The following is a 23,992-nucleotide window of genomic DNA, read 5'->3' on the forward strand; positions in this document are numbered from 1 at the left end:
ATATGGAGAGATACCAATACCTGCGTTCTCTCATCTCGGGTCTTCTCGACGAATCTCCGTTGACGTCGACGGAGGTCATCGCCGATGTCCGTCATCTGATGAGCGTGGGCGAGGAGGAATTGGCCTTCGACACGATGTGCTCGTGGCTGTACGAGGATGATCTCCCGATCACCTCCGCCTACTACGAGCGTCTCGTGTCAGCCGCGAAGGAACTGGGAACGCTGAAGTCGATCAACAAGCTGGACGAGCTCATCGCGGACTAGTGGGGTTCGGGAGGCTGTTCGCCCGGCGGGCGTGCGGCGACCGGAGCAGCGGTCGGTGAGGTCGGGTGGGCTCTCGTGGTCAGCGAGCCCACCCGACCGATCACCGTCGGGTGCGAGCCTGAACCGCAGGCTCACCGGCTGCCGACGGGCTGGACCAGCACCTCGTCGACTCCCCGGCGCGGGGTGGGTCGGCCCGGCTGGCCGTACCCGATGCGCAGCACCATCTGCGGCGTGCCGAACCGCCCCAGCGACACCCGTAGCTGCTCCCGCGCGGTCGGCACCTCGATCGGCTGGGACAGCATCGACACGCTCAACCCGGAGTCGGTGGCGGTGAGCAGCACCCGTTGCAGGGCCTGCCCGGCGACCACCTGGTCGATGGCGGTGTTGCCGACCGAGCCGAGCACCCCCACCAGCGGTTCGGGTTCGAAGTCGCGCCCCGGCGCGCGGTCGCGCCCACCGAAGCCGCGCGCCGGCAGCACGTCCTGCGGCTCGTGCTGCGGGCCGCCCGCCGAGGTGGGTACGCCGTCCGGCGCGGGCTCATGCCGCAGCCACAGCTCCCGCTCGGCGCGGTACGCCGGGTCGCGCTCCAGCACCCGGTGCGCGCTGCGGGCGATCTCGCCGAACGCGTTCACCGCGCTCACGCCGACCAGCAGCTCCAGCCAGCACCCCTCGGCGCGGGCCGCGTCGCCGAGCCGCCACCGCGCGTCGGACGGCACCGGGTCCGGCCAGAACGGCAGCCGGTTGCTGTACCGGCGGGGGATGGCCACGTGCAGGCTCTGCTCGGCGGGTGTGGGCCGGCGCGGGATGTCCGGCACCAGCCGGGCCAGCAGATCCGGCTCGGACGGGTCCGGGCGCAGCCGCACCTGGGCGGGAACGCCGGCCACGGCCAGCGCGATCCGCAGGTTGAACAGGGCGGCGCCGCACGCGACCCGTACGCCCCAACCGCTCGGATCGGTCGCCGGCAGCCGGCGGGTCGGGTCGGCCAGCACCTCGATGCCGCCGTCGCGCAGCCGGAACCGCCACGGCTGCGTGTTGTGCAGTGACGGCGCCCGGACCGCGTCCGCGGCGGCGGCCCGCAGGTGGGCTGTGGTGTAGCCGATGTCCATGGCGGTGCTCCCTTCCGGTGGGCCGGCCGTCGAGCCGCGACGGCTGGCGCACCCCCACGGTCCGCCCACCGGGTGGGCGCCGAGCAGGGCCGTACGTCCCGATCCACCGGGCCCGACCGCCCGGGCCGAGGCCACCCCGGGTTGGGACCACCCGGGCCGGGACCACCCGGAGTCCGGGCGGGTCGGGACCTTCGGCCCGTGCACCCGTCGCTCGGCACCTGTAGAAACGAGGGATGATCCGCGTCTTCCTCCTCGACGACCACGAGGTCGTCCGCCGTGGCCTGGCCGACCTGCTGCAGAGCAGCGGGGACATCGAGGTGGTCGGCGAGTCCGGCTCCGCGCAGGAGGCGTCCCGCCGCATCCCGGCGCTGCGGCCGGACGTGGCGATCCTCGACGCCCGCCTGCCCGACGGCAACGGCATCGACGTGTGCCGTGACATCCGGGCCGTCGACTCGTCCATCAAGGGCCTGATCCTCACCTCGTACGAGGACGACGAGGCGCTGTTCGCCGCGATCATGGCGGGGGCCGCCGGGTACGTGCTCAAGCAGATCCGCGGCACCGACCTGGTCGACGCGGTGCGCCGGGTCGCGGCCGGGCAGTCCCTGCTCGACCCGGCGATCACCACCCGCGTGTTGGAGCGCATCCGCAACGGCGTCGAGCAGCCGCGCGAGTTGAAGTCGCTCACCGAGCAGGAGCGGCGGATCCTGGAGTACGTGGCCGAGGGGCTGACCAACCGTGAGATCGCGGGAAAGATGTTCCTCGCCGAGAAGACGGTGAAGAACTACGTCTCCAGTGTGCTGGCCAAGCTCGGCCTGGAGCGCCGCACCCAGGCCGCCGTCCTGGCCACCCGGCTGCTGGGTAAGACGCCCTGACCCGGCCCGCGCCGGTCAGTCCCGCAGGGGCACCGACCAGCACAGCTCGGTGCCGTGCGGAACGGCCGGGCGGATCGTGAAGATGCCGCCGAGGCGGTCGGCGCGTTCCCGCAGGTTGACGAGGCCACCTCGGGCGGCGGCCGGGTCGCAGCCCACCCCGTCGTCGGTGACCGTCACGCTTACCTGACCGGCATCGACGCGTACGGCCACGTCGACGCGGGTGGCCCGCGCGTGCCGGACGGTGTTGGACAGCGCCTCGCGCAGCACGGCGGTGAGATCCGGGCGGATGGTGTCCGGCACGGCGCTGTCCACCGGGCCGGTCACCTCCAGGTGCGGCTTGAAGCCCAGCGACTCGGCGGCCAGCTCGATGGCCTCGCGGATCTCGGTGCGCAGCGCGGCGGTCATCGGCGTCCGCAGCTCGAAGATGGTGCGCCGGATGTCGCGGATGGTGGCGTCGAGGTCGTCGACGGCCGCGTTGATCCGTCTGGCGACCTCGGGGCGGGTCATCATCGGCGCGGCGCTCTGCAACTGCAGGCCGGTGGCGAAGAGTCGCTGGATCACCACGTCGTGCAGGTCGCGGGCGATCCGTTCACGGTCCTCCAGGACCACCAGCAGCTCTCGTTCCTCCTGGCCGCGGGCCCGTTCCATGGCCAGCGCCGCCTGACCGGCGAAGCTGCCGAGCAGCGCCACGTCCTCGTCGCTGGCGCCGCCGCCGCGCTCGGGCCGGTGCGCCACGATCAGCACGCCGTGCAGAGTGTCGGCGGTGGCCAACGGCGAGACGATCGCGGGGCCGGTGTGCAGCAGCGCCGGCCACGGCGCGGCGTGGGCCAGGTCGTCCACCTGGTCGTGCCGGCCCTCGGCGACGGCCGCCCCGAAGCTGGTGTCGGCGGCCGGCAGGACCGCCCCGACCAGCGCCCGGGCCCGCTCGTCGACGCCGTCGACGACCTCCACGGTGAACTGCGCGGACTCGCTGTCGTGCAGCAGCACCAGCGCCAGCTCCGCCTCGGCGACCTCCCGGGCGCGTCGGGCGACAAGCGCCAACGCGTCGGTGCGGCGTACCTCACCGAGCAGCACAGTGGTGATCTCGGCGGTCGCGGCGAGCCAGCGTTCCCGCCGGTGGGCCAGGGCGTACAGGCGGGCGTTCTCGATGGCCACACCGGCGGCGGCCGCGAGCGCGACGACGATCTCCTCGTCGTCCTCGGTGAACTGCGCGCCGCCCTGCTTCTCGGCCAGGTAGAGATTGCCGAACACCTGCTCCCGGATGAGCACCGGCACGCCCAGGAAGCTGTGCATGGGCGGGTGGTTGGCGGGGAAGCCGTAGGAGCGCGGGTGCTGGGTGATGTCCGGCATGCGCAGCGGGCGCGGATCGTCGATGAGCAGGCCGAGCACGCCCCGCCCGTGCGGCAGGTCGCCGATCTGCGCGTGCTGCTCGGGCGTGATGCCGTGCACGATGAAGTCGTGCAGCAGATGGTCCGGGCCGACCACGCCCAGCGCGCCGTACCGGGCGCCGACCAGCTCGCAGGCCGCCTGCACGATGCGGCGCAGGGTGGTGCGCAGATCCAGGTTGGTGCCGATGCCGACGACCGCGTCGAGCAGCGCCCGCAGCCGCTCCCGGCTGGTCATCACCTCGCCGACCCGGTCCAGCATCTCCTGGAGCAGTTCGTCGAGGCGGACCCGGGACAGGGGGCTCAGCCCGAGCGACGGCGTCACCGGGGACTCCGGGCGGGGCTGCGGAACGCTGCTGGTCACCGCGCGATCGTAGCGCCGGCGTACACCGTCGATCTGCCCCCGTCAGGCCCGCTCGCCGCGCACCGCTGAGGTGTCCACCACCTGCTCGCCGGACAGTCGCGGGGTGTGCGGTGGGCCGGCGTGTGCCGGGTCCGCGATCCCCATGCGCAGCACGAGGTACGGGTAGCCGATGCCGGCAAGCATCTGGCGCAGGGTCTGCCGGGTGCCCGGGACCTCCACCACCGCGCTGAGCGGCACCATCGACACGCCGAGTCGGGTGGCGGTCAGCCAGGCGGCGGAGAGGGCTTCACCGGCGCGCAGCCAGCTGTCCCGCTCGTCCTCGTCGCCGTGCAGCAGCGCGTACACCGCCGCGCGGTCGTGACCGGGGCCGACCGGCAGGCTGCCGGGGCGGCCGAAGTCGCGGGCCGGCACGGTCGTCTGCGGCGGCTGCTCGGGCAGCACCTCGGCCGGCAGGCCGGTGCCGGCGCCAGCCCGGCTGGTCCAGTACGCCAGTTCGGCGCGCAGCTCCGGGTCCTCGGCCTCGACCGTGTCGGCGTGCCCGGCCGTGGAGGCCAACTCCAGCACCTGGTCGCGGTCGAGGACCTGGAGTCGGCCGCCCTCGGCGGTGACCGCTCGCGCGATCTCCCCGATCGCGTTGGTGGGCACCGGCTCGTCGCTGACCGGCCGCCGGTCGGTGTGCCGCACCGACATGCACTGCACCATGCGCATGGCGTCCGGGTCGGCGGCCGTCCGGCTCAGGTCGGTCAGGCGTGCCAGCAGGCTGGGGTCGCTCGGGTCGGGCAGGCGCTGCACCACCGCGCGCCAGCCCTCGGCGGCGAGCGCCAGCCGGGCGTGGTGCAGGGCGGCGCCGCAGCTGATCGCCAGGAGTCGTCCCTCCGGATCGCTGGCGGTGAGCTGCCGGTCGGCGACCGTGTGCAGCTCCAGCGCGTCGGGGAGCACCCGCCAGCGCCACGGCTGCGTGTTGTGCACCGAGGGGGCGTGGCCGGCGGTGGTGGCGGCCTCCGCCAGCGCGGTCGTCAGCTGACTGTCCTGACTCATCGTCACGACCTTTCCGTCTCTGCCCATCGTGCCTCACCTGGCGTGGTCGCGCGGTGTGTTGCCGCTCCATCCTGCGGCATCGGCCGGGGGCGTGCAGGGGCCAGAGGTCCCGACCGCGGCGGGTCGTTGCGCCTCCCCGGACGGGCCGGCCGACACTCGTCGCGCCGCCGCCCAGGGCGGGAAAAACCCTGCGGTGTGCCGTCGAGGAGGGTCGTGGGCTGCGACGATGCGCAGGTGGCAGCCGAGTCGACCGAGTGCGTGCCGGAGCGGCCGGCCCGCAGCCGCATCCGGCGGTGGGGAACGTGGACGCCGCTGGTCGGGCTGGGCGTCGCGGTGCTGGCGGGCGCGGCGCTGCGGATCGCGGGCCGCCCCGGCGCGGCCGACCTGATCTGGGCCGCCGTCACGGTGGCCGCGCTGCTGCCCGCCGTCTGGTCGATGCTGCGGGCGTTCTGGCACCGGCACTTCGGTGTGGACGTGATCGCCGTACTGGCCCTGGCCGGTGCGCTCGGCGTCGGCGAGTACCTGGCCGGGGCGGTGATCGCCGTGATGGTGGCGACCGGACGGTCGCTGGAGGCGTACGCGCAGCGCCGGGCGACGCGCGACCTGCGGGCCCTGCTGGAGCGGGCCCCGCGTACCGCGCGTCGGCGGGGGCCGGGCGGCACGATCGAGGTGGTGCCGCTGGACCGGGTGGCGGCGGCGGATCGGCTGCTGGTCGGGCCCGGTGACGTGGTGCCTGTCGACGGGACCGTCGACGAGGCGGCCACGCTGGACGAGTCGGTGGTGACCGGCGAGTCGCGGCTGGTCCAGCGGGCGGCGGGCGAGGCGGTGGCCAGTGGCGTGGTCAACGCCGGCGCGGGGTTCGGCATGCGGGCGACGAAGAACGCGGCGGAGAGCACGTACGCGGGGATCGTCCGGTTGGCCGAGGAGGCGACAGCCCAGCGGGCCCCGATGGTCCGGCTCGCGGACCGGTACGCCGCCGCGTTCGTGCCGTTCACGCTGGTGCTGGCCGGGCTGGCGTGGCTGCTCTCCGGCGACGTGGTCCGGGCGGTGGCGGTGCTGGTGGTGGCCACCCCCTGCCCGCTGCTGCTGGCCACCCCGATCGCGATCGTGTCCGGGTTGTCCCGGGTGGCCCGGCGCGGGGTGCTGGTCCGCGACGGTGGCGCGTTGGAGCTGCTCGGACGGGCCCGGACCCTCCTGGTGGACAAGACCGGCACGTTGACCGCCGGCCGTCCGCGTACCGCCGAGACGGTGGTCGCGCCGGGCGGTGACCGGGACGAGGTGCTGCGGCTCGCCGCGTCGGTGGAGCAGCTCTCCCCGCACGTGCTGGCCAGCGCCCTGGTCCGGCACGCCCGCGAGCGGGGGCTGGCGCTGACCGAGCCGACCGGGGTGACCGAGGAGCCGGGGCGCGGCGTCAGCGGCCGGGTCGACGGGCGGCTCATCCGGGTCGGGCAGCTCGCCGGCGCGCTGCCCGAGTGGGCCGACCGGGCGCGGTCCCGCACCGAGCTGGCCGGCTGGTCCGTGGTGTGGGTCAGCGACGACAGCGGCCCGCTCGGCGCGATCCTGCTGGAGGATCCGGTACGCCCCGACGCCCGCCGGACCGTACGCCGGCTGCGCGCGGCGGGGCTGCGGCGCATCGTGATGGTCACCGGCGACCGGCCGGCGACCGCCGCGCAGGTCGCCGAGGCCGTCGGTGTGGACGACGTGCTCGCCCGCTGCACGCCGCAGGAGAAGGTGGGCCGGGTCCGGGCGGAGGCCGACCGGGCCGTCACGGTGATGGTCGGTGACGGGGTGAACGACGCCCCGGCGCTGGCTCAGGCGCACGTCGGCGTCGCGATGGGCGCTACGGGCGCCAGCGCCTCCGCGGACGTGGCGGACGCGGTGCTCACCGTGGACCGGCTGGACCGGCTCGCCGACGCGGTCGAGATCGCCCGCTACGCACGCCGGATCGCCGTGCAGAGCGCCACCGTCGGGATGGGCCTCGCGGTGCTGGCGATGCTCGTGGCGGCGGTCGGCCGGCTGCCCCCGGTGGCCGGCGCGTTCCTCCAGGAGGGCATCGACGTGCTGGTGATCCTCAACGCGCTGCGGGCCCTCGGTGGTGGGCTGCGCCGACGGGACGTCCCGCCGCGTACCCGGGAGCTGCTCGCCCGCTACGCCGGGGAACACCAGGAGGTACGCGATGTGCTGGCCGGGCTGCGCGACACCGCCGACCTGGTCGCCACCGAGCCGGCCTCCCCGAGGTGCCTGCCGGCGGTACGCGAGACGCACCGCCGACTGACCGAACGGGTGCTGCCGCACGAGGCCGCCGAGGAACGGCAGCTCTATCCCGCCCTGGCCGACCCGCTGGGCAGCGGCGAGGCGACCTCGACGATGAGCCGGGCACACGTGGAGATCCGCCGACAGGTCGACCTGCTGGGCGCGCAGCTCGCCCAGACCGCCGACGGCCGGCTGCGCCCGGATCAGGTGCCCGACCTGCTCGCCACCCTCTACGGGTTGGACGCGGTGCTGCGTCTGCACCTGGCCCAGGAAGAGGAGGAGTTCTTCTCGCTCGACCCGTCCGACCCGGTGCCCGAACGCCGCTGAGAGCTGCCGCTCAGCGTTCGCGGACGACCGCGACCGGGCAGCCGGCGTGCTGGATCACCTGCTGGCTGACCGAGCCGAGCAGCATCCCGGCCAGCCCACCCCGGCCCCGACTGCCGACCACCACCAACTGCGCGGACCGGCTCGACTCGATGAGCGTCCCGGCCGGACTGCCCGCGACGAGGTCGAGCGTGATGTCCAGCTCGGGGAACGTCCGCCGCCAGGGCTCCAGCGCCTCCTCGACGGCGGCCTGCTCGTCCGGCGCTCCGGCCGCCCCACCGGGGCCGGGGGTCCAGGCGTGCAGCACGCGCAGCGGCACCCGACGTTGGGCGGCCCGCTCGGCCGCGAACCCGAGCGCCACCAGCGACGGCTCCGAACCGTCCACCCCGACCGCCACCGGGGCCGGTGGCCCGCTGGCGGTCCCGTCGCGGACCACCACGACCGGGCAGTGCGCGTGCGCGGCGACCGCCACCGCCGTCGACCCGGCCAGCAGCCCGCCGAACCCGCCGTGGCCCCGGCTGCCGAGCACCAGCAGCCCCGCGTCGGTCGAGCGCTCCTGCAACACCAGGGCCGGCGGCCCGTCGTACACCTCGCTGGTGATCGTCAGGCCGGGGTGCGCGGCGGTGGCGTCCGCCGCGGCCTTGCGGACCAGGTCGTCCGCCTGCCGCCGGGCGGTGTCGTCCGGCCAGACGCCGGGCGCCACGCCCGGACCGACCCAACTGGCAACTGTCAGCCACTCGAAGACGTACGCCAGCCGCACCGGCTGGCCGCTGTGCTCGGCCTCGGCCAGCGCCCAGGTAAGGGCCACCGACGCGTCGGTGGAGCCGTCGTAGCCGACCAGGATCTCCGCGTCCCGCACGTCGTCCTCCTCAGGGGTTCATCGGGTCGGTCTCGCGGACCCAGCGCCACTCGGCGACCCGGGGGTCGTCCTCACCGTGTTCGCGCGTGTAGTCGCGGGCGGCCTGGCGCGCGTCGACCATCTGCTGGCGCAGGTGCGCGGCGCGGGCGCCGAGGCCGGGCACCCGGTCGATGACGTCGATGACCAGGTGGAACCGGTCCAGGTCGTTGAGCATCACCATGTCGAACGGAGTGGTGGTGGTGCCCTCCTCCTTGTACCCGCGCACGTGCAGGTTGTCATGGTTGGAGCGGCGGTAGGTCAGGCGGTGGATCAGCCACGGGTAGCCGTGGTAGGCGAAGATGACGGGCCGGTCCGCGGTGAAGATGGTGTCGAACTCCTTGTCCGGCAGGCCGTGCGGGTGTTCGGTGTCCGGCTGCAGGCGCATCAGGTCGACCACGTTGACCAGCCGCACCTTCAGCTCCGGCAGGTGCTCGCGCAGCAGCTCGGTGGCGGCCAGTGTCTCCAGGGTGGGCACGTCACCGCAGCAGGCCAGGACGACGTCCGGTTCGCTGCCGCCGTCGCTGCTGGCCCACTCCCAGATGCCCAGGCCGCGCCGGGTGTGCTGGATCGCCTCCTGCATCGTCAGCCAGTTCGGCGACGGCTGCTTACCGGCCACCACGACGTTGATGTAGTGCCGGCTGCGCAGGCAGTGGTCCATGGTGGAGAGCAGGGTGTTGGCGTCCGGTGGCAGGTAGACCCGCACCACCTCGGCCTTCTTGTTGACCACGTGGTCGATGAAGCCCGGGTCCTGGTGCGAGAAGCCGTTGTGGTCCTGCCGCCAGACATGGCTGGACAACAGGTAGTTCAGCGAGGCAAGGGGCTGGCGCCAGGGGATCGCCCGGGTCACCTTCAGCCACTTGGCGTGCTGGTTGACCATCGAGTCGACGATGTGGATGAACGCCTCGTAGCTGGTGAACACGCCGTGCCTGCCGGTCAGCAGGTAGCCCTCCAGCCAGCCCTGGCACAGGTGCTCGGAGAGCACCTCCATGACCCGGCCGTCGGGGGAGAGGTGGTCGTCGCCGGGGACGGTGCGAGCGACCCACGCCCGGTCGGTCACCTCGAAGGCGGCGCCCAACCGGTTGGACGCGACCTCGTCCGGGCCGAACAGCCGGAACGTCTGCGGGTTGGCGGTGATCACGTCACGGATCCACGGACCGAGCACCCCTGTCGCGCCGGCCATCGGCTGGCCCGGCTCGGGGACGTCCACGCCGTAGTCGCGGAAGTCGGGCAGGGTCAGGTCGCGCAGGACCACGCCGCCGTTGGTGACCGGGTTGGCGCTCATCCGTCGATCGCCGCGGGGCGGCAGCGTCCGCAGCTCGTCGACCGGGGCGCCGGTGGCGTCGAACAGCTCCTCCGGCCGGTAGCTGCGCAGCCAGTGCTCCAGCTCGTCCAGGTGGGCGGGGTTGTCGCGGACGCCCGACAGTGGCACCTGGTGGGCGTGGTACGTGCCCTCCACCTGGGTGCCGTCGACCTCGCGCGGGCCCGTCCAGCCCTTCGGCGTCCGCAGCACGATCATCGGCCAGCGGGGGCGCTCGACGACACCACCGGAACGGGCCCGCCGCTGGATCTCGGCGATCTCGTCCAGCGCCCGGTCCAGCGTCGCGGCGAGGGTGCGGTGCACCACGGCCGGGTCGTCGCCGGACACCACGTACGGCTGGTAGCCCGAACCCCGCATGATGTCGAGCAGGTCGGCCTCGGGGATCCGGGCCAGCACGGTCGGGTTGGCGATCTTGTAGCCGTTGAGGTGCAGGATGGGCAGCACCGCGCCGTCGCGGGCCGGGTTCAGGAAGACGTTGGAGAGCCAGCTGCCGGCCAGCGGCCCGGTCTCCGCCTCGCCGTCGCCGACGACGCAGGCCACCACGAGGTCCGGGTTGTCGAACGCGGCACCGTAGGCGTGGCTCAGGGCGTACCCGAGCTCGCCGCCCTCGTGGATCGAGCCCGGCACGTCCGCCGCGACGTGGCTGGGAATGCCGCCCGGGAAGGAGAACTGCCGGAACAGCCGGGCCATCCCGGCCTCGTCGCGCGCCACGTCGTGGTAGCGCTCCGACCAGGTGCCCTCCAGCCAGGTGTTGGCCACGATCGCCGGGCCGCCGTGCCCGGGGCCGGTGACCAGCATGGCGTTCAGGTCCCGGGCGACGATCACCCGGTTGAGGTGCGCGTAGATCAGGTTGAGCCCGGGGCTGGTGCCCCAGTGCCCGAGCAGCCGTGGCTTGATGTCGTCGGGGGTCAGCGGCTCGCGCAGCAGAGGGTTGCCCAGCAGGTAGATCTGCCCGACGGTGAGGTAGTTCGCGGCACGCCAGTAGGCGTCCAGTCGGCGCAGCTCGTCTTCGGTCAGAGGGCTGTGCAGGTCGATAGCGGAATCCATGCTGCGTAAGCCTCTCGCGAAATCGGGGACGTCGCGTCCGGTGTCCCGGGTTCTCCCGGCCACGTCCAGCTTCATCGCCGCCGAGAGGATGGGGCAGGGCCGTTGACCCCCACTGGTGCGGACGTGTGTCCCGCCTGGCGCGATGGAGGCCGGTCCGCGAACGGCCCCACCTCCCGGCGCCGCCCCTCTTCCCTGACCGAGGGTAGTCGCGTCGGTGCGTCGACGGGGTCGGATCGGCGGTGCGTGAAGGCCGCCGGGGAACGTGGTCCGCTCTGGCAGGACCCGTCGGTAGGCCCACCTCGGCTTGCGCTGCGTGGCGTGGCCGGGCCGGAGAGACCAACGATTGTGATCGATTCGAGACTTGTGGATCTATGAACTTTACACAAAGATCATTGATGTAAAGAACTGACGACCGACAACTGACGACGGACCATCGACGTACGTCGAGGCGAGTGTCGGATCCCCTACGTGTCCCAGGTCAGACAGCGGGTGGGCCTGGAAGTCCGGCGCCATGATCTGTCGGAGTCGACTTCCCGATTACACCCTGCGCGCCATGATCGGACAGAGAGAAGTCCTCCATGCCTCATTCCCGTAGTCGATCATGGGTGCACAGAAATAGGCGGCACGGCACCCGTCTCACGGCGTTCTTCCTTGCGTTGGTGCTGGTCGTGGCCGGCTCCACCAATATTGGCGTGACCCAAGCGGCCGCCGCCCCTGCGGATGCCGCGTGCTCCGTGCACGGCTCGTCCTTCGACGTCAAGCCGGTCGAGGCGGATAGCGTAGGGCTGCGCGTGGGCTGCGCGCGCGACTCCGGGCAGTTCCGGCAGTTGGCCAACAATGACGACGATGTCGTGGCGATCCTGGACTTCAATCCTGTGCAGCGCCCTGAGCAATTTCAGGAGATACTGCTGCAAAGGGTAGCGGTCTTTCACCGCGACCAGACCCAAGCAGGGCTTCTTCTCAGCGAGTCTTTCGCGCGCCAAGCCCAAGAAAATGCGGCAGGCTATTACTCACCGCGGAGCGACATCACGTTCGGCGGAAGCATCCAGGCTTTCGGCAACAGCCTGGTGATCGTGGTGCCCAAGGGGGACGTCGGCGCTGCGGGCTTCTGGGATGGCTTCTGGAAGGCGCTTGTGGTCGGCCTCGTCCAAGCAGCGACAGTGATCCTGATCGGTGCCGTTTGCCTAGCCTTCTTCAACGTCGGTGCTCCCGCCGCTGCACCGTTCTGCGGTGCTGTCTCTGGAGCCTTCGCCGGAGCCTTCGGCGAGTTGACGAGCGCCGGCGTGGACGGACATCCGATTGACGCCGACGTCTGGGGCAAAGCGGCAGGCGCCGCGTTGTGGGGCGCTCTCGGCGGCGCCATCACCGGGGGTCTCATGCAAATCCTCTCCAAGAGCACGCGGCCGTTTATAGAAGAGGGCCAGAAGTTCTTGCAAAAATTGGCGACTCAGTTCCGTTTCTGGGAGACACCTCTTACTGCCATAGCCAACATACTCAACCCGAAAACTGCCGACACGATCTTCGAGACGGTCATGCGGTTCAGGCGGGGCGCCGGGTCAACGACAGAAGGGCCAGCCGGGGCTCTCAGGGTCATGGTGGTGGGCGATTCGATGTCCCAGGGTGCCGAGGGTGACTGGACTTGGCGCTACCGGCTGTGGGACTGGTTCAGAACTCAGAATGTCGCTGTCAACTTCGTCGGTCCCTACTACGGCACCACGCCCCCTACGGAAGCAACCGGTCCGACTCCGCCGCGTTTGCAAGGGGCTCCCGACCCTGGGGAGGGCATTCCTCGCGTCTGGGGGCAGTACGCCGCAGGAGCGCCGGCCTTCGACTCCGACCACTTCGCGGTCTGGGGCCGCCAAGCGGCGCAGGTCAAGAACGAAATCCGTACGCAGGTAGCGGAGCACAAGCCCGACCTGCTCCTGGTCGGGCTCGGGTTCAACGACCTGGGCTGGTTTGTCGACAACCCCGACGGGACCATCGCCAGCATGAGGACGCTGGTGAGCGAGGCCCGTGCCGCCAATCCCAACATCAAGGTGGCCCTGGCCAACATCCCTCAGCGCACCCGGCTCGGTATCAATCCAGATCTGCCAGCCAAGACGGATCGTTACAACACGCTGCTGGCCACCTCGATCCCGTCGTGGAGCACCAGCCAGTCCCCGGTGGCGTTGGTCGACTGGCGGGCGAACTACGCCTGCGCGCCCGACAGCTGTCCGGACGGTTACGACGGGCTGCACCCCAACGCCCGCGGCGAGTACAAGATCGCCCAGGCGTTCGAACGCACCCTCGTCAACAACTTCGGCATCGGCTCGAGCGTGCCCGCCATCCCCAACACCATTCCGGCGCGGCCGACCCCCGTGCCGAGAAACGTCGTCGTCGAGCCTGGCCCCCAGGGTCTCAAGGTGACGTGGGATGCGGTCTTCGGTGCCCACGGATACACCGTCCGGTCCCGTCTTGTCGGCTCCGCGGACTGGAGCGAGTCCAGGGCGGCGTCCAACCGCCACGACACGCTCTCTGTCCATGGCCTGAAGTGGGAATACCAGGTCCGCACCGACAACGGCGACACCGAGGACCAGAAATCCGCTTGGACGTCCCCGACGGCGCCCGTGGTGGCGAGCCCGACGGCTCCTCCGGGCCCGGCGCAGATCGTCACCCGGGCCACCAGCACCGGCTTCGACATCACCTGGGGCGAAACGGTCGGGACGGTCGAACGTTACGGCGTCATCTACTGGGACCAGGACGATCCGGGCGCATTCCTCAGCGCGGTCGGAATCAGGGGTCATGCGGCCCACATCGACGGTCTGACAGTCGGCCACCGCTATCTCGTCTCGGTATCGAGTTGGGACACCAGCGGCGGCGGAGGGGTGCCGAATCCCGGCCGCCCGGTCCTCGTCGGCGGCGGAACCCCCGCGGCGCCGAGCGGCCTGAAGGCCAATGCCCTCGACGCCTCAAGCGTCTACCTCACCTGGAACAAATCCACCGGTGCGGCCGGCTATCGCGTCTGGGTCCGCAACCCTCTCGATGGCAGCGAGATGACTGCGAGTGATCAGACGAGCATGGAAACGACCTGGGGCGTCGGGTTCCTGGTCTACGGTGCCTTGAACTACGAATTCTGCGTCACCGCCGTCAACGGTGCGTTGGAAAGCGGAATGTCCAACTGCGTGAAGCCCGTGGGATCGTCCTGACCGTCGTGCTGTGGCGCGGTCGGGTGACCGCGCCACAGCCATGCCGCCACGGAATTGTCCGCCCCCGCGTCAGCTCTTGTTGAGACTGCGTGTCGCCGCCCCGGGTCAGGGCCGTTGGTCCCTCGCCGGACGGGTGTCGGGCCCGGTCAGTGGCATTTCAGCCAGACCGCGGACGACGACCACCGGGGCGGGGGAGTGGTAGAGCAGGGACTGGGCGACCGCGCCGAGCATGGCTCGTCCCGGTTCGTCGCCCCGGGCGGCGACAACCGCCACCTGGGCCGACCGGGACGTGTCGACGAGCACCTGCCCGGGGTCGCCGCGGACGACCCGGCACTCGGTGGGCACCCCGCTGTGGGGGTCGGCGTGGCGGGCCAGTGCCTCGCTGAGCTGTTCGGCGACCGCGTCGGTGTCCTCGTCGCTCTCGACCACCCGCAGCGCCACGAGGCGGGCGTCGCGCCCGCGGGCGCAGTCCGCTGCCCACCGCAGGGCGAGGTGTGAGCTGGGGGAGCCGTCCACCCCGACCAGGACGGGGCCCTGCGGTGGCGGTTCGCGTCGGACCACCAGCAGTGGGCAGTTGGCTCGCGCGGCCAACTGCACGGCGGACGTCTCGGCCGGGACGCACTGGCCGCTGCCGGCCATTCCGCTGTCGCCGACGGCCAGCAGGAAGGCCGTCTCGGACCGGCGGATGAGGGTGGGCAGCAGACCGCTCTCGACGATCTCGGCGCGTACGGTCAGGCCGGGTTCGACCTGGTGGGCGAGCTGGGCGGCCCGGGTGATCAGGTTCTCGGCCTCGTCCCGCGGCGCGGCGACGGTCTCCGCCGCGAAGGCCGCCTGCCAGTCGAAGGTGTGTATGACGTGCAGGGGTCGGTCGTGCCCGGCGGCCTCCTGCGCGGCCTGCTCCACGACCGGAAGGTCACCGTCCGAGCCGAGGCCGACCAGCACCTCCGCGTCGGCGGATACCGCCATCGGATATCACCTCCCGGGCGTCGCGCCCGGCACGACTGCGCTGTCTCCTCACCGAGGGTAGTCGTGTGGTGACGACGGCGGGCCGGTTCGGGCCGCGCCGACGGGCCTGCGGTGGTCGGCACGTCGGGGTCGACGCGATTGGCGTCAACAAAGGTTGACAGCGGGGAGGCTGTCAACGTATGTTGACGGCATGAGTCAGGCGACGGAACTCGCGGCGGCAGCCGGCAGCACCGACCCCCGGGTCGGGCTGCGCGCCGTCCGCGCGCTGCGCCGGCTGCTCGAGCGACTCGAGGTGGTCCAGGTGGACAACGCCCGTCGACAGGGCTGGTCCTGGCAGGAGATCGCCGACGCGCTCGAGGTCAGCCGGCAGGCGGTGCACAAGAAACACGCTGGGCGACCGGCGGTCAACTCATCCTGGGAGGCGTGATGTTCGAACGGTTCACCGAGCGGGCGCGCGGCGTGGTGCGGGCGGCGCTGGAGGAGGCACGGGCCGAGGGCCAGCGGCCGGTCGGCACCGAGCACCTGCTGCTCGGCCTGCTCGCCGACGAGGCCGGCCTGGCCAGTCGGGTCCTGACCGACGCCGGGGTGCGCGCCGACGACCTGCGCGAACGGGTCCGGCGGCACACCAGCGGCGGAGGCGCGGGCCTCGGCGACGCGGACGCGGCGGCGCTGCGCGAGATCGGCATCGACCTGGCCGCCATCGTGGCCCGCATCGAGCAGTCCTTCGGCCCCGACGCGCTGCGCGAGGCCGTGCCCGCGCCGCGGCGCCGGTGGGGGCGTCGACGCTACCTGGGCGGGCCGTTCTCGCCCCGGTCGAAGAAGGCGCTGGAGCTGTCGTTGCGCGAGGCGCTGCGGCTGCGCCACAAGCACATCGGCACCGAGCACATCCTGCTCGGGGTGCTGCGGGAGGGTCAGGGGCTGGGCGCGCTGGTGCTCACCGAAGCGGGCGTCGACCTCGACGATCTGCGCCGACGGGTGGAGACCGCGCTGCGGACGGCGGCGTGACGGACGCGTACGCGTTGAAACCTGTCTGTGGCACTTCCGACGCCGGCGCGTCGTCGGGTCGCTGAAGGCGGCCCGGTGCTGCACACTGGCGCCGTGAATGCTGGACAGGACAGGCGCCCCTCAGGTGGCGACGGCGGGCTGCGCTCCGCCGTGGTGGTGAACCCGGCGAAGGTCGACGATCTCGACGGGCTGCGCCGCACCGTGAACGACGCCCTGAGCGCCGCCGGCTGGCCCGAGCCGCAGTGGTTCGAGACCACCGTCGACGATCCCGGCCGAGGCCAGACCGAGCAGGCCGTCAAGGCCGGCGTCGACCTGGTCTTCGCCTGCGGCGGCGACGGCACCGTGATGTCCTGCGTCAGCGGGCTCGTCGGCACCGACGTGGCCCTCGCCGTGCTCCCGCAGGGCACCGGCAACCTGCTCGCCGCCAACCTCGGCCTCTCCACCGACCTCGCGGCGGGGCTTCAGGTCGCCGTCGAACGCGGTCGGCGGCTGCTCGACGTCGGCGCGGTGGAGGACCAGTATTTCACCGTCATGGCCGGCATGGGCTTCGACGCCAAGATGCTCGAGGCCACCAACGAGACCACCAAGGCCCGCATCGGCTGGCCGGCGTACGTCGTGGGTGCCGTGAAGCACCTGCGCGACCGGCCGATGCGGGTGCAGATCCGCATCGACGACCGCCCACCGGTACGCCGCCGGGTCCGCTCGGTGCTGATCGCCAACGTCGGCCGGCTCCAGGGCGGGGTGCGCCTGCTCACCGAGGCCGAGCCGGACGACGGCTGGCTCGACGTCGCCGTGCTCACTCCGCGCAACCTGCGGCACTGGCTCGCGCTCGGCTGGGCCGTGGTCCGCCGCAGCGGTCAGGTGCCGCAGATGGAGGTCTTCCGGGGCCGCACCGTCGAGGTCAGCAGCAACCGCGCGCAGCCGAGGGAACTCGACGGCGACCTCATCGCGCCGGGCCGGCGGCTGCGTGCCGAGATCCGACCGCAGGCGCTGTGGCTCTGCGTCCCGCAGCCCGAGGACGCCCCCGACCTGTCCGTTGACGCCCAAGCCGCCGGGGAGCGGGGCGAGCAGCTGATCGAGGAAGCGCGCCGTGAGTAGCACCCGGATCGTGCCGGAGACCCGGCTGATGGCCAACGAGGAACTGTCGGCCGACGACGCCTGGCACACCCTGCGCCGCAAGGGCGGCTGGCACCTGCTGCGCGACGCGTTCATCCGGTTCCGCTACGGCGACGGGTTCAGTCACTCCCGCGCCTTCGCGTTGCAGCTCTGCCTCGCCGTGGTGCCGTTCCTGATCGCCCTCACCGGCCTGATCAGCGAGCTGGGTGTCGAGGAGGGCGGCCAGGTGGTCGCCGACACCGTGCTGGCGCTCACCCCGGGCCAGAGCGCCCAGGTGGTCGGCGAGCTGCTCGGCGAGGGCGAACGCGTCGAGGACGCCGGCGAGCTGGCGCTCACCCTCGGTCTGCTCACCGGACTGGTCGCGCTGACCACCACGATGGCGCAGATCGAGCGGGGCGCGAACCGCATCTACGGGGTCGAGCGGGACCGCCCGGCCCTGTGGAAATACCTGCGGGCGGCAGTCCTGGCCGTCACCGCCGGTCTGCCCGCGCTGGCCGGCTTCCTGATCCTCGTCGGTGGCGGGGCGATGGGCGACTCGGTCCGCAAGCACTACGAGTGGGGCGAGGTCGCCAACGGCATCTGGGACGTGGTCCGCTTCCCGTTGAGTCTCGCGCTGACCGTGCTCGCCGTGGCCGTGCTGTTCCGGCACGCGCCCCGCCGCAACCAGCCCGGCCTGTCCTGGCTTTTCTTCGGCGCGGGCATCGCCACGGCCCTGTGGTGGTTGGCCAGCCTGCTGCTCGCCGCGTACGTGCGGTTCAGCGACGGCTTCGGCCAGACCTACGGGGCGCTGGCCGGCATGATGGCGCTTCTGCTCTGGGCCAACCTGACCGGCATGGCGCTCTTCGGCGGGCTGGCCTTCGCCGCCCAGTTGGAGGCACTGCGTATCGGTGTGGAGGAGCCGGCGCAGCCCGACCTGTGGGAGCCCGAGGCCGACCGTGCCGAGCTGTTCGACACCGGGGACATGACGGCGCTCTGAGCGACGCCCGGGTGTACGCCGGACCCGGATCGGGTACAGCGCCTCGCCAGGTACAACAAGGGAGGTGCGGGGTGACCGCGGTCAAAGAGGTGGCTCGGCGTCCAATCGGTCACTTCGCCGAGCGGAGCATCGCCGGCCTGGTGGCCGTCACCGGCGCCGGCGTGGCCTTCGGGCTGTTGCTGTTGCTCGTGCGGGTGCGGTGGAGCCCGTTGCAGGACGCCGACCACGCGGTCGCCGAGTGGTTCAACTCGCTCGTCGCCCCGCACCACCCGCTGGTCACCGTGCTTCAGGCGGTGACCGATCTGGGCGGCCGGCCGATCCTCATCTGGCTGGTCACCATCGCGGTGGTCGGTCTGCTGATCCGACGGCAGCCCCGGCTGGCCGTCTACCTGATCATCACCGGGGTCGGTGGGCTGATCCTCGACCCGTCGCTCAAGGCGCTTGTCGGTCGGCTCCGCCCGGTGGTGGACGTGCCGATCGCCAGCGCGCCCGGCAACAGCTTCCCGAGCGGGCACGCGCTCGGCTCGTTCGTCGCGTACGGGGCGTTGCTGCTGGTGTTCCTGCCGGCGATGGCGCCGCGCTGGCGCAAGCCCGCGATCGTCGGCGTCGGTGTGCTGGTGGCGCTGATCGGGCTGACCCGCATCGCGCTGGGCGTGCACTTCGTCTCCGACGTGCTGGCCGGCTGGCTGCTCGGCGCCGCGTGGCTGGGCGTGACCGCGTACGCCTTCCGGCTGTGGCGGCGCGAGCGCGGCAAGCCGGTGCCGCCGCTGAGCGAGGGGCTGGAGCCGGAGGCCGGGCACGACATCGCGCCCGCCCCGGCCGAGGAGCACGTGCTGGCGCACCCCCGCTCGGCGGTGGCCGAGCTGCTGGTCGGCTGGGTGCTGGTGTTCGGCGCGCTGTACGGCTTCGGCATGTACGTCAGCTATCACGCCAAGAACACCTTCTTCGACACCCTGGACACCGAGGTTCCCCGCTGGTTCGCCGCCCGGCACACCGACGTGCTGACCGACGTGAGCTGGTGGTGGAGCAAGTTCGGTGACACCCACGCGATCCTGCTCATCTCGCTGGTGTTCTGCCCGCTGGTGCTCGCGGTGTGGCGGCGGTGGCGGCCAGTGCTGTTCGTGGCGCTGGCGATGGTAGGTGAGCTGACCCTCTTCCTCGCCTCGGCGCGTGTGGTCGACCGGCCACGGCCCCCGGTGGAGAACCTGGACGGGCAGATGCCCACCTCCTCCTTCCCGTCCGGGCACATCGCGGCGACGATCTGCGTCTGGCTGGCGATCACCCTCATCGTGTTCCCGCGTACCGACCGCTGGTGGCGGTGGATCTTCGTGGCGATGGCCGTGATCATGCCGGCCGGGGTGGCGACCTCGCGGATGTACCGGGGGATGCACCACCCGACCGACTTCATGGGCGCGATCCTGCTCTCCGCACTCTGGATCGGGCTGCTCTACCTCGTGATCCGCCCGAACGCCGACCTCGCGGAGGGCAACCAGCCGGCCATCGAGTCCGAGGACGTGGACACCCTCGACGACGAGCTGGCGCGCGCCGGCCGAGCCGACTGAGCGCTGCCGTGCGGGCGATGACCTGGAACATCCGTACCGGCGGTCGGGACCGGGGTGGCGCCGACCGGCTGGATCAGGTGGTTCAGGTCGTCAACGAGCAGACGCCGGACGTGCTGGCCCTGCAGGAGCTGCGCGGCTTCGACGCCGATGGGCTGATGGCAGGCGTGGCGGGCCGGGTGGGGATGACGCCCCACCTGGCCCGGTCCTGCTTCGGGCAGCCGGTGGCGGTGCTGGTCCGGCCGCCGTACCGGGTTCTCGCCGCGGGGGCGGTGCGCCGGCCGTTCCACCACGCCGCCGCCCGCGTCGTGGTGTCCACCTCGGCCGGCCCGCTCACCGTGCTCGGCACCCACCTCTACCCGTACTCCGGGGGACGCCGGCGGATGGAGGTCGACTGGCTGGTGGCGGCGCTGCGCCGCACCCCGGGGCCACTGACGCTGCTCGCCGGCGACCTCAACTCGCTGGACCCGACGGTCGACCACACCGCCCGCCTGGCCGGCCTGAGCGCTCTCTACCGGCGACGGCACCTGCGTCGGGGCGGTGGCGCCGTGGACACCCGCGCGATCGCCCGCCTGCTCGCGGCCGACCTCGTCGACCTGTGGCCGTCGTCAAACGTCGGTGCGCCGGAGGCCGACGGTCTTACCGTGCCCACCCGCTTCGGCGGGGCCGAGTTCGCCGGCATGCGGCTGGACTACCTCTTCGGCAGCCGCGCGGTGGCCGAGCGGGTACGTGGCTGCCAGGTGATCCGTGGTGGAGCCTCGGACACTGCCTCGGACCACTATCCGCTGCTGACCACACTGGACCTGGGCGTCGGCTGACGCTGCCCGCACCGCCGACCCCACGGGCTGGCGCGGCCCGGTTACGGTGCCACCGTGACCGACCGTCCGACCGTTCGCGCTTCGTTGCCCGCGCCGGGCGGCGAGGGCCCGACCGCGCCGACGCTCGCGCGACTCGCCCGTGACGCGCCGACTCCGCACCCAGGGGAGCCGGCCGTCGTCCCGCTTCCGCTGGTCGCGGCCGTCGCGCGTGCCGTGGCGCTGGTCGTGGTGCTGCCGGTACGCCTGCTCTGGGAGCTGATCGCGGCTGCGGGTCGGCTGCTGCGCCGGCACCTGATCAGCCCGGCCGGTCGGTTCCTGCGGCAGTGGCTGCTGGCCCCGTTGGCCTGGGCGCTGCACCGGCTGCTCTGGCTGCCCCTGCTCTGGTGCGCCCGCACGCTTGTCTGGCTGCCGCTGGTGTGGTTGGGGCGGGGGATCGCGTGGGTCGCCCGCACCCTCATCTGGCTGCCGCTGGTGTGGGTGGCGCGCACGCTGGTCTGGCTGCCGCTCGTGTGGCTCGGACGGGGGATCGCGTGGGTGGCGCGCACGCTCGTCTGGCTGCCGCTGGTCTGGCTCGGGCGGGGGATCGCGTGGGTGGCGCGAACGCTGGTCTGGCTGCCGCTGGTCTGGCTGGGCGGCGCGCTCGCCGCTCTGGGCTCGGCGGCGGGGCGGGCGGTTCGGCGTCTGCTGTGGGATCCCCTGCTCTGGGTGCTCCGCAACGTGCTGCGCCCGCCCGTCGTGGGTCTGGGTCGCGTGCTGGTCTGGCTCGCCGATCACCTGATCCGGCGGCCGCTGCGCTGGCTGGGCGCGGCGCTCAGACCCGTTGGACGGCTGCTCGTGCGCGGTCTCGTCCTGCTCGTCGGTGCGCTGGGCGCGGCGCTCGTCGGGCTGGCCCGGGGCATCTGGTGGGCGGTTCGCGGCCTGGGTCGGCTGGTCGTCTATGCCGTGGTCGGCGCCTGGCGCACGGCCGGCTGGTTGCTGCGCCTGGTCTACCGGGGGCTCCTGCGCCCGCTCGGGCATGGACTGCGCTGGCTGTGGCGGCACACCGTGCACCCACTGCTGCGGGGTGTGCGCTGGGTCTGGTCGGTGACGGTCGTACCGGTGGCGCACGGCGTACGGGCAGCCTGGCGGGCCACGGTCACCCCTACCGCGCGCTGGATGCGCCGCTCGGTGCTCGACCCGGCCCGGCTGGCCTCCCGGGAGGTGCTCAGCGCCCTGGGTCTGCGGCGCTGAACACCCCACCCGGCACGGTGCTCTCAGAGCACCACGTTGAGCAGGACGGTGAGCAGCACCGAGGCGACGATCGAGAAGAGGATCATCAGGAGGCAGCCGAGGCCGCCGCCCAGGGGCCGGATCTCCGTGTTGCCGAAGCGCATGGGTTTCACCTGTTCACGAGTGTCGGGGCGAGAAGCTGGCGGATTGCGTCGGCGACCGCCGTCGGAGCCGTGGTGGCCACGTTGTGTGCCGCGCGGGGGATGACCACCAGGTCGGCGTCCGGCACCAGCCGGGCCACCTGGGCCCGCCAGTCGGCCGGCGCGACCGGATCCCGCGCGCCGCTGACGACAAGCGTCGGCGCGGTGATCCGGACCAGGTCCGCCTCGATCGTGTTGTGGACCGAGTGCGACAACGTCGCCAGGACCCGCCAGGGCCGGGCGTTCCAGACATCGCGAAGGAGGATCGGCGCCTGCAACGGCGACTCGCGCAGGGTGTCCACCAGCCACCGGCCGAACTGGGTCCGGCGGGACCGGCCGGCCGGGTCGGCGGTCGGCCCGGCCAGCACCAGCGCGCGTACCGCCTCCGGGTGGGTCGCCGCGAGCGCGGCGGCCACCTCGGCGCCGAACGAGTGCCCGAGCAGGCAGACCGGCGGCAACCGGTACGCGGCCAGCCAGGCCGCCAGGTGCGCGGCGTGCCGGCGCACGTCGTACGCGCCGTGGGGGTGCGCGGTCAGGCCGAAGCCGGGCAGGTCCGGCACGTACACCTGATGGGTTTCGGCGAGCGCGACGGCCAACGGGGTGAGGTAGCGGTGCGAGACCGCCAGGCCGTGCACCAGGACCACTGGCGGGTTGCCGGTGCCGGGGTCCGGGCCACGCCGCGTGTGGGTACGCAGCCCGTCGACCAGCCGCCACTCGCTGGTCAGGCCGGCGGCCGGCCGGGGCGCGGCCATGGCGAGCCGCAGTTCGGCCGGCCCGAACCGACCGGCGGGCGTCAGCCTCACAACTGGCGCAGCCGGGGCAGCAGCTGCTCCTGTGCCCAGTCCAGGAACATCGGCTGGCTCTCGCCGCCGACCTGGACGATCGCCACGTGCGTGAAGCCGGCGTCGACGAACTTGCGGAACGCCTCGACGTGCGCGTCCACGTCCGGGCCGCAGGAGATGCCCTCGGCGACGTCCTCCTCCCGGACGAACTGGGTGGCGGCGGCGAAGGCGTCCGGGTCGGGCAGGTCGGCATTGACCTTCCACCCCATTCCGAACCAGCGGAACTGGTCGTGCACGATCTTGCGGCACTCGGCCTCGTCCGGGCCGTAGCAGATGGCCACCTGCCCGTAGCGGGGCTGGCCGACGCCACCGGCGTCGTCGTACATCTCGATGATGTGCCGGTCGGGCTCGGTGGAGACGAGGCCGTTGCCGTACTCGGCCGCCAGGGTGGCGGACTGCCGGCCGGAGGCGGCGATGGCCATCGGCACCGGCTGCTCCGGGCGGTCCCACACGTAGGCGTCGGGCACGTCGAAGTGGTTGCCGGAGAAGGTCAACGTCTCACCGTTGAGCAGTGGCCGGATGATCTGCAGCGCCTCCTCGAACATCTCGTGGCGCTGCTGCACGTGCGGCCAGCCGCCGACGACATGCTCGTTGAGGTTCTCCCCGGCGCCCAGGCCGAGGGTGAACCGCCCGTCCGAGAGTGCCCCGATGGTGCTGGCCTTCTGCGCGACCACGGCCGGGTGGTAGCGGCGGATCGGGCAGGTCACGAAGGACATCAGCTCTGCGCGGGAGGTGGCGTGCGCGACCGCGCCGAGCACCGACCAGGCGTACGGGGAGTGGCCCTGGGCGTCGAGCCAGGGATAGTAGTGATCGGAGATCACCAGTTGGTCGAAGCCGGCCGCCTCGGCCCGTACCGCGTGGTCGACCAGCTGCTTCGGACCGGCCTGCTCGCACATCAGGGTGTAGCCGACGCTCACCATCCGGGTATCTCCTTCTCGCCGACGGTTCGTCCCGAGATACCCAGGTCAGCAGCCGTCAACCCTCTCGTCCGGTTCGGACGGGCGATGCTTGACGGATGCCGGAGACCGGCCTACGGTCGTCTTAACCGGTTAAGACCTACGGTCTGGCGCACATCCTGTGGTGGGGATGACCGCCCCGTGACGGCCCGCGTCCGCGCGGGCCGTTACGGCTGTCTGGGTCCCGGACCGCGCTACTGAACCGGTTGCTAGGGCTGATTCATCGCCCTAGGCTGATGCGAGCATCGCCGGGAGTCGGGCGGTGGCTGTCGGGCTGCAGCCGCCTTCCCCT

The 23,992-nt window shown here is 72.4% G+C and carries 19 protein-coding genes; 11 read left to right on the forward strand and 8 right to left on the reverse strand.

The features are described from left to right. The first annotated feature begins 2 nt into the window (after positions 1-2). On the forward strand, positions 3-263 hold the full coding sequence (locus ACLQ27_RS28385) for a MafI family immunity protein (RefSeq protein WP_357495638.1): 261 nt from the start codon (positions 3-5) through the stop codon (positions 261-263). Positions 264-394: 131 nt separating this feature from the next. Here the strand turns inward: ACLQ27_RS28385 and ACLQ27_RS28390 are convergent, their stop codons facing one another. Continuing rightward, positions 395-1,369, reverse strand: a complete 975-nt coding sequence (locus tag ACLQ27_RS28390) for an Acg family FMN-binding oxidoreductase (protein ID WP_357495636.1) — start codon at positions 1,367-1,369, stop codon at positions 395-397. 233 nt (positions 1,370-1,602) lie between these two features. Here ACLQ27_RS28390 and ACLQ27_RS28395 point away from each other — a divergent pair, with 233 nt between their 5' ends. Next, entirely contained in the window at positions 1,603-2,241 is a 639-nt protein-coding gene (locus ACLQ27_RS28395) for a response regulator (protein ID WP_234581614.1), read from the forward strand. 15 nt (positions 2,242-2,256) lie between these two features. Here the strand turns inward: ACLQ27_RS28395 and ACLQ27_RS28400 are convergent, their stop codons facing one another. After that, the gene (locus ACLQ27_RS28400; RefSeq protein WP_425869723.1) at positions 2,257-3,933 is read right to left on the reverse strand and encodes a GAF domain-containing protein; all 1,677 of its coding nucleotides are present in this window, start codon (positions 3,931-3,933) and stop codon (positions 2,257-2,259) included. Between the two features lie 99 nt (positions 3,934-4,032). Further along, positions 4,033-5,028, reverse strand: coding sequence for an Acg family FMN-binding oxidoreductase (locus ACLQ27_RS28405; RefSeq protein WP_425869575.1), 996 nt, complete (start codon positions 5,026-5,028; stop codon positions 4,033-4,035). 234 nt (positions 5,029-5,262) lie between these two features. On the opposite strand from ACLQ27_RS28405, the gene ACLQ27_RS28410 reads away from it, so the two are divergent. Beyond that, entirely contained in the window at positions 5,263-7,608 is a 2,346-nt protein-coding gene (locus ACLQ27_RS28410; protein WP_425869577.1) for a heavy metal translocating P-type ATPase, read from the forward strand. 10 nt (positions 7,609-7,618) lie between these two features. Here the strand turns inward: ACLQ27_RS28410 and ACLQ27_RS28415 are convergent, their stop codons facing one another. Then, complete coding sequence (locus tag ACLQ27_RS28415; protein WP_234581616.1) at positions 7,619-8,464, reverse strand: universal stress protein; 846 nt, start codon at positions 8,462-8,464, stop codon at positions 7,619-7,621. 10 nt (positions 8,465-8,474) lie between these two features. After that, positions 8,475-10,868 (reverse strand): phosphoketolase family protein, encoded by a 2,394-nt coding sequence (locus ACLQ27_RS28420; protein ID WP_357575570.1) that lies wholly within the window; start codon positions 10,866-10,868, stop codon positions 8,475-8,477. 659 nt (positions 10,869-11,527) lie between these two features. On the opposite strand from ACLQ27_RS28420, the gene ACLQ27_RS28425 reads away from it, so the two are divergent. Next, on the forward strand, positions 11,528-14,053 hold the full coding sequence (locus ACLQ27_RS28425; protein WP_425869580.1) for a GDSL-type esterase/lipase family protein: 2,526 nt from the start codon (positions 11,528-11,530) through the stop codon (positions 14,051-14,053). A 105-nt stretch (positions 14,054-14,158) separates the two neighbouring features. Here ACLQ27_RS28425 and ACLQ27_RS28430 read toward each other — a convergent pair whose 3' ends face one another. Then, on the reverse strand, positions 14,159-15,019 hold the full coding sequence (locus ACLQ27_RS28430) for a universal stress protein (protein WP_357495623.1): 861 nt from the start codon (positions 15,017-15,019) through the stop codon (positions 14,159-14,161). A 190-nt stretch (positions 15,020-15,209) separates the two neighbouring features. On the opposite strand from ACLQ27_RS28430, the gene ACLQ27_RS28435 reads away from it, so the two are divergent. From ACLQ27_RS28435 to ACLQ27_RS28465, 7 genes are all read left to right on the forward strand, one after another. Then, entirely contained in the window at positions 15,210-15,446 is a 237-nt protein-coding gene (locus ACLQ27_RS28435; RefSeq protein ID WP_007457155.1) for an HTH domain-containing protein, read from the forward strand. Next, the gene (locus ACLQ27_RS28440) at positions 15,446-16,024 is read left to right on the forward strand and encodes a Clp protease N-terminal domain-containing protein (protein ID WP_234581619.1); all 579 of its coding nucleotides are present in this window, start codon (positions 15,446-15,448) and stop codon (positions 16,022-16,024) included. Before ACLQ27_RS28435 ends, ACLQ27_RS28440 begins: the two co-directional genes overlap by 1 nt. Before the next feature lie 93 nt (positions 16,025-16,117). Beyond that, on the forward strand, positions 16,118-17,122 hold the full coding sequence (locus ACLQ27_RS28445) for a diacylglycerol/lipid kinase family protein (RefSeq protein WP_357495621.1): 1,005 nt from the start codon (positions 16,118-16,120) through the stop codon (positions 17,120-17,122). Beyond that, a complete protein-coding gene (locus ACLQ27_RS28450; protein ID WP_234581621.1) occupies positions 17,115-18,116 on the forward strand; it encodes a YihY/virulence factor BrkB family protein in 1,002 nt (333 codons plus the stop codon). Before ACLQ27_RS28445 ends, ACLQ27_RS28450 begins: the two co-directional genes overlap by 8 nt. A 71-nt stretch (positions 18,117-18,187) precedes the next feature. Beyond that, positions 18,188-19,678: a phosphatase PAP2 family protein gene (locus tag ACLQ27_RS28455; RefSeq protein WP_234581622.1), complete on the forward strand. Its 1,491-nt coding sequence runs from the start codon at positions 18,188-18,190 to the stop codon at positions 19,676-19,678. Positions 19,679-19,695: 17 nt separating this feature from the next. Continuing rightward, positions 19,696-20,493: an endonuclease/exonuclease/phosphatase family protein gene (locus ACLQ27_RS28460; RefSeq protein ID WP_425869582.1), complete on the forward strand. Its 798-nt coding sequence runs from the start codon at positions 19,696-19,698 to the stop codon at positions 20,491-20,493. Positions 20,494-20,547: 54 nt separating this feature from the next. Next, on the forward strand, positions 20,548-21,723 hold the full coding sequence (locus ACLQ27_RS28465) for a hypothetical protein (RefSeq protein ID WP_425869584.1): 1,176 nt from the start codon (positions 20,548-20,550) through the stop codon (positions 21,721-21,723). A 148-nt stretch (positions 21,724-21,871) separates the two neighbouring features. Here the strand turns inward: ACLQ27_RS28465 and ACLQ27_RS28470 are convergent, their stop codons facing one another. Next, positions 21,872-22,705, reverse strand: a complete 834-nt coding sequence (locus tag ACLQ27_RS28470; RefSeq protein ID WP_425869586.1) for an alpha/beta fold hydrolase — start codon at positions 22,703-22,705, stop codon at positions 21,872-21,874. Further along, a complete protein-coding gene (locus ACLQ27_RS28475) occupies positions 22,702-23,664 on the reverse strand; it encodes a TIGR03557 family F420-dependent LLM class oxidoreductase (RefSeq protein WP_425869588.1) in 963 nt (320 codons plus the stop codon). Before ACLQ27_RS28475 ends, ACLQ27_RS28470 begins: the two co-directional genes overlap by 4 nt. Positions 23,665-23,992 lie beyond the last annotated feature (328 nt).

The sequence above is a fragment of the Micromonospora sp. DT63 genome (assembly GCF_049841615.1).
Lineage (GTDB): Bacteria > Actinomycetota > Actinomycetes > Mycobacteriales > Micromonosporaceae > Micromonospora.

What these genes read in the sequence shown, in the direction of transcription:
- ACLQ27_RS28420 (WP_357575570.1), bottom strand. Translation starts at nt 10,868, where the DNA reads ATGGATTCCGCTATCGACCTGCACAGCCCTCTGACCGAAGACGAGCTG.
- ACLQ27_RS28435 (WP_007457155.1), top strand. Translation starts at nt 15,210, where the DNA reads ATGAGTCAGGCGACGGAACTCGCGGCGGCAGCCGGCAGCACCGACCCC.
- ACLQ27_RS28395 (WP_234581614.1), top strand. Translation starts at nt 1,603, where the DNA reads ATGATCCGCGTCTTCCTCCTCGACGACCACGAGGTCGTCCGCCGTGGC.
- ACLQ27_RS28405 (WP_425869575.1), bottom strand. Translation starts at nt 5,028, where the DNA reads ATGAGTCAGGACAGTCAGCTGACGACCGCGCTGGCGGAGGCCGCCACC.
- ACLQ27_RS28390 (WP_357495636.1), bottom strand. Translation starts at nt 1,369, where the DNA reads ATGGACATCGGCTACACCACAGCCCACCTGCGGGCCGCCGCCGCGGAC.
- ACLQ27_RS28460 (WP_425869582.1), top strand. Translation starts at nt 19,696, where the DNA reads ATGACCTGGAACATCCGTACCGGCGGTCGGGACCGGGGTGGCGCCGAC.
- ACLQ27_RS28475 (WP_425869588.1), bottom strand. Translation starts at nt 23,664, where the DNA reads ATGGTGAGCGTCGGCTACACCCTGATGTGCGAGCAGGCCGGTCCGAAG.
- ACLQ27_RS28440 (WP_234581619.1), top strand. Translation starts at nt 15,446, where the DNA reads ATGTTCGAACGGTTCACCGAGCGGGCGCGCGGCGTGGTGCGGGCGGCG.
- ACLQ27_RS28430 (WP_357495623.1), bottom strand. Translation starts at nt 15,019, where the DNA reads ATGGCGGTATCCGCCGACGCGGAGGTGCTGGTCGGCCTCGGCTCGGAC.
- ACLQ27_RS28385 (WP_357495638.1), top strand. Translation starts at nt 3, where the DNA reads ATGGAGAGATACCAATACCTGCGTTCTCTCATCTCGGGTCTTCTCGAC.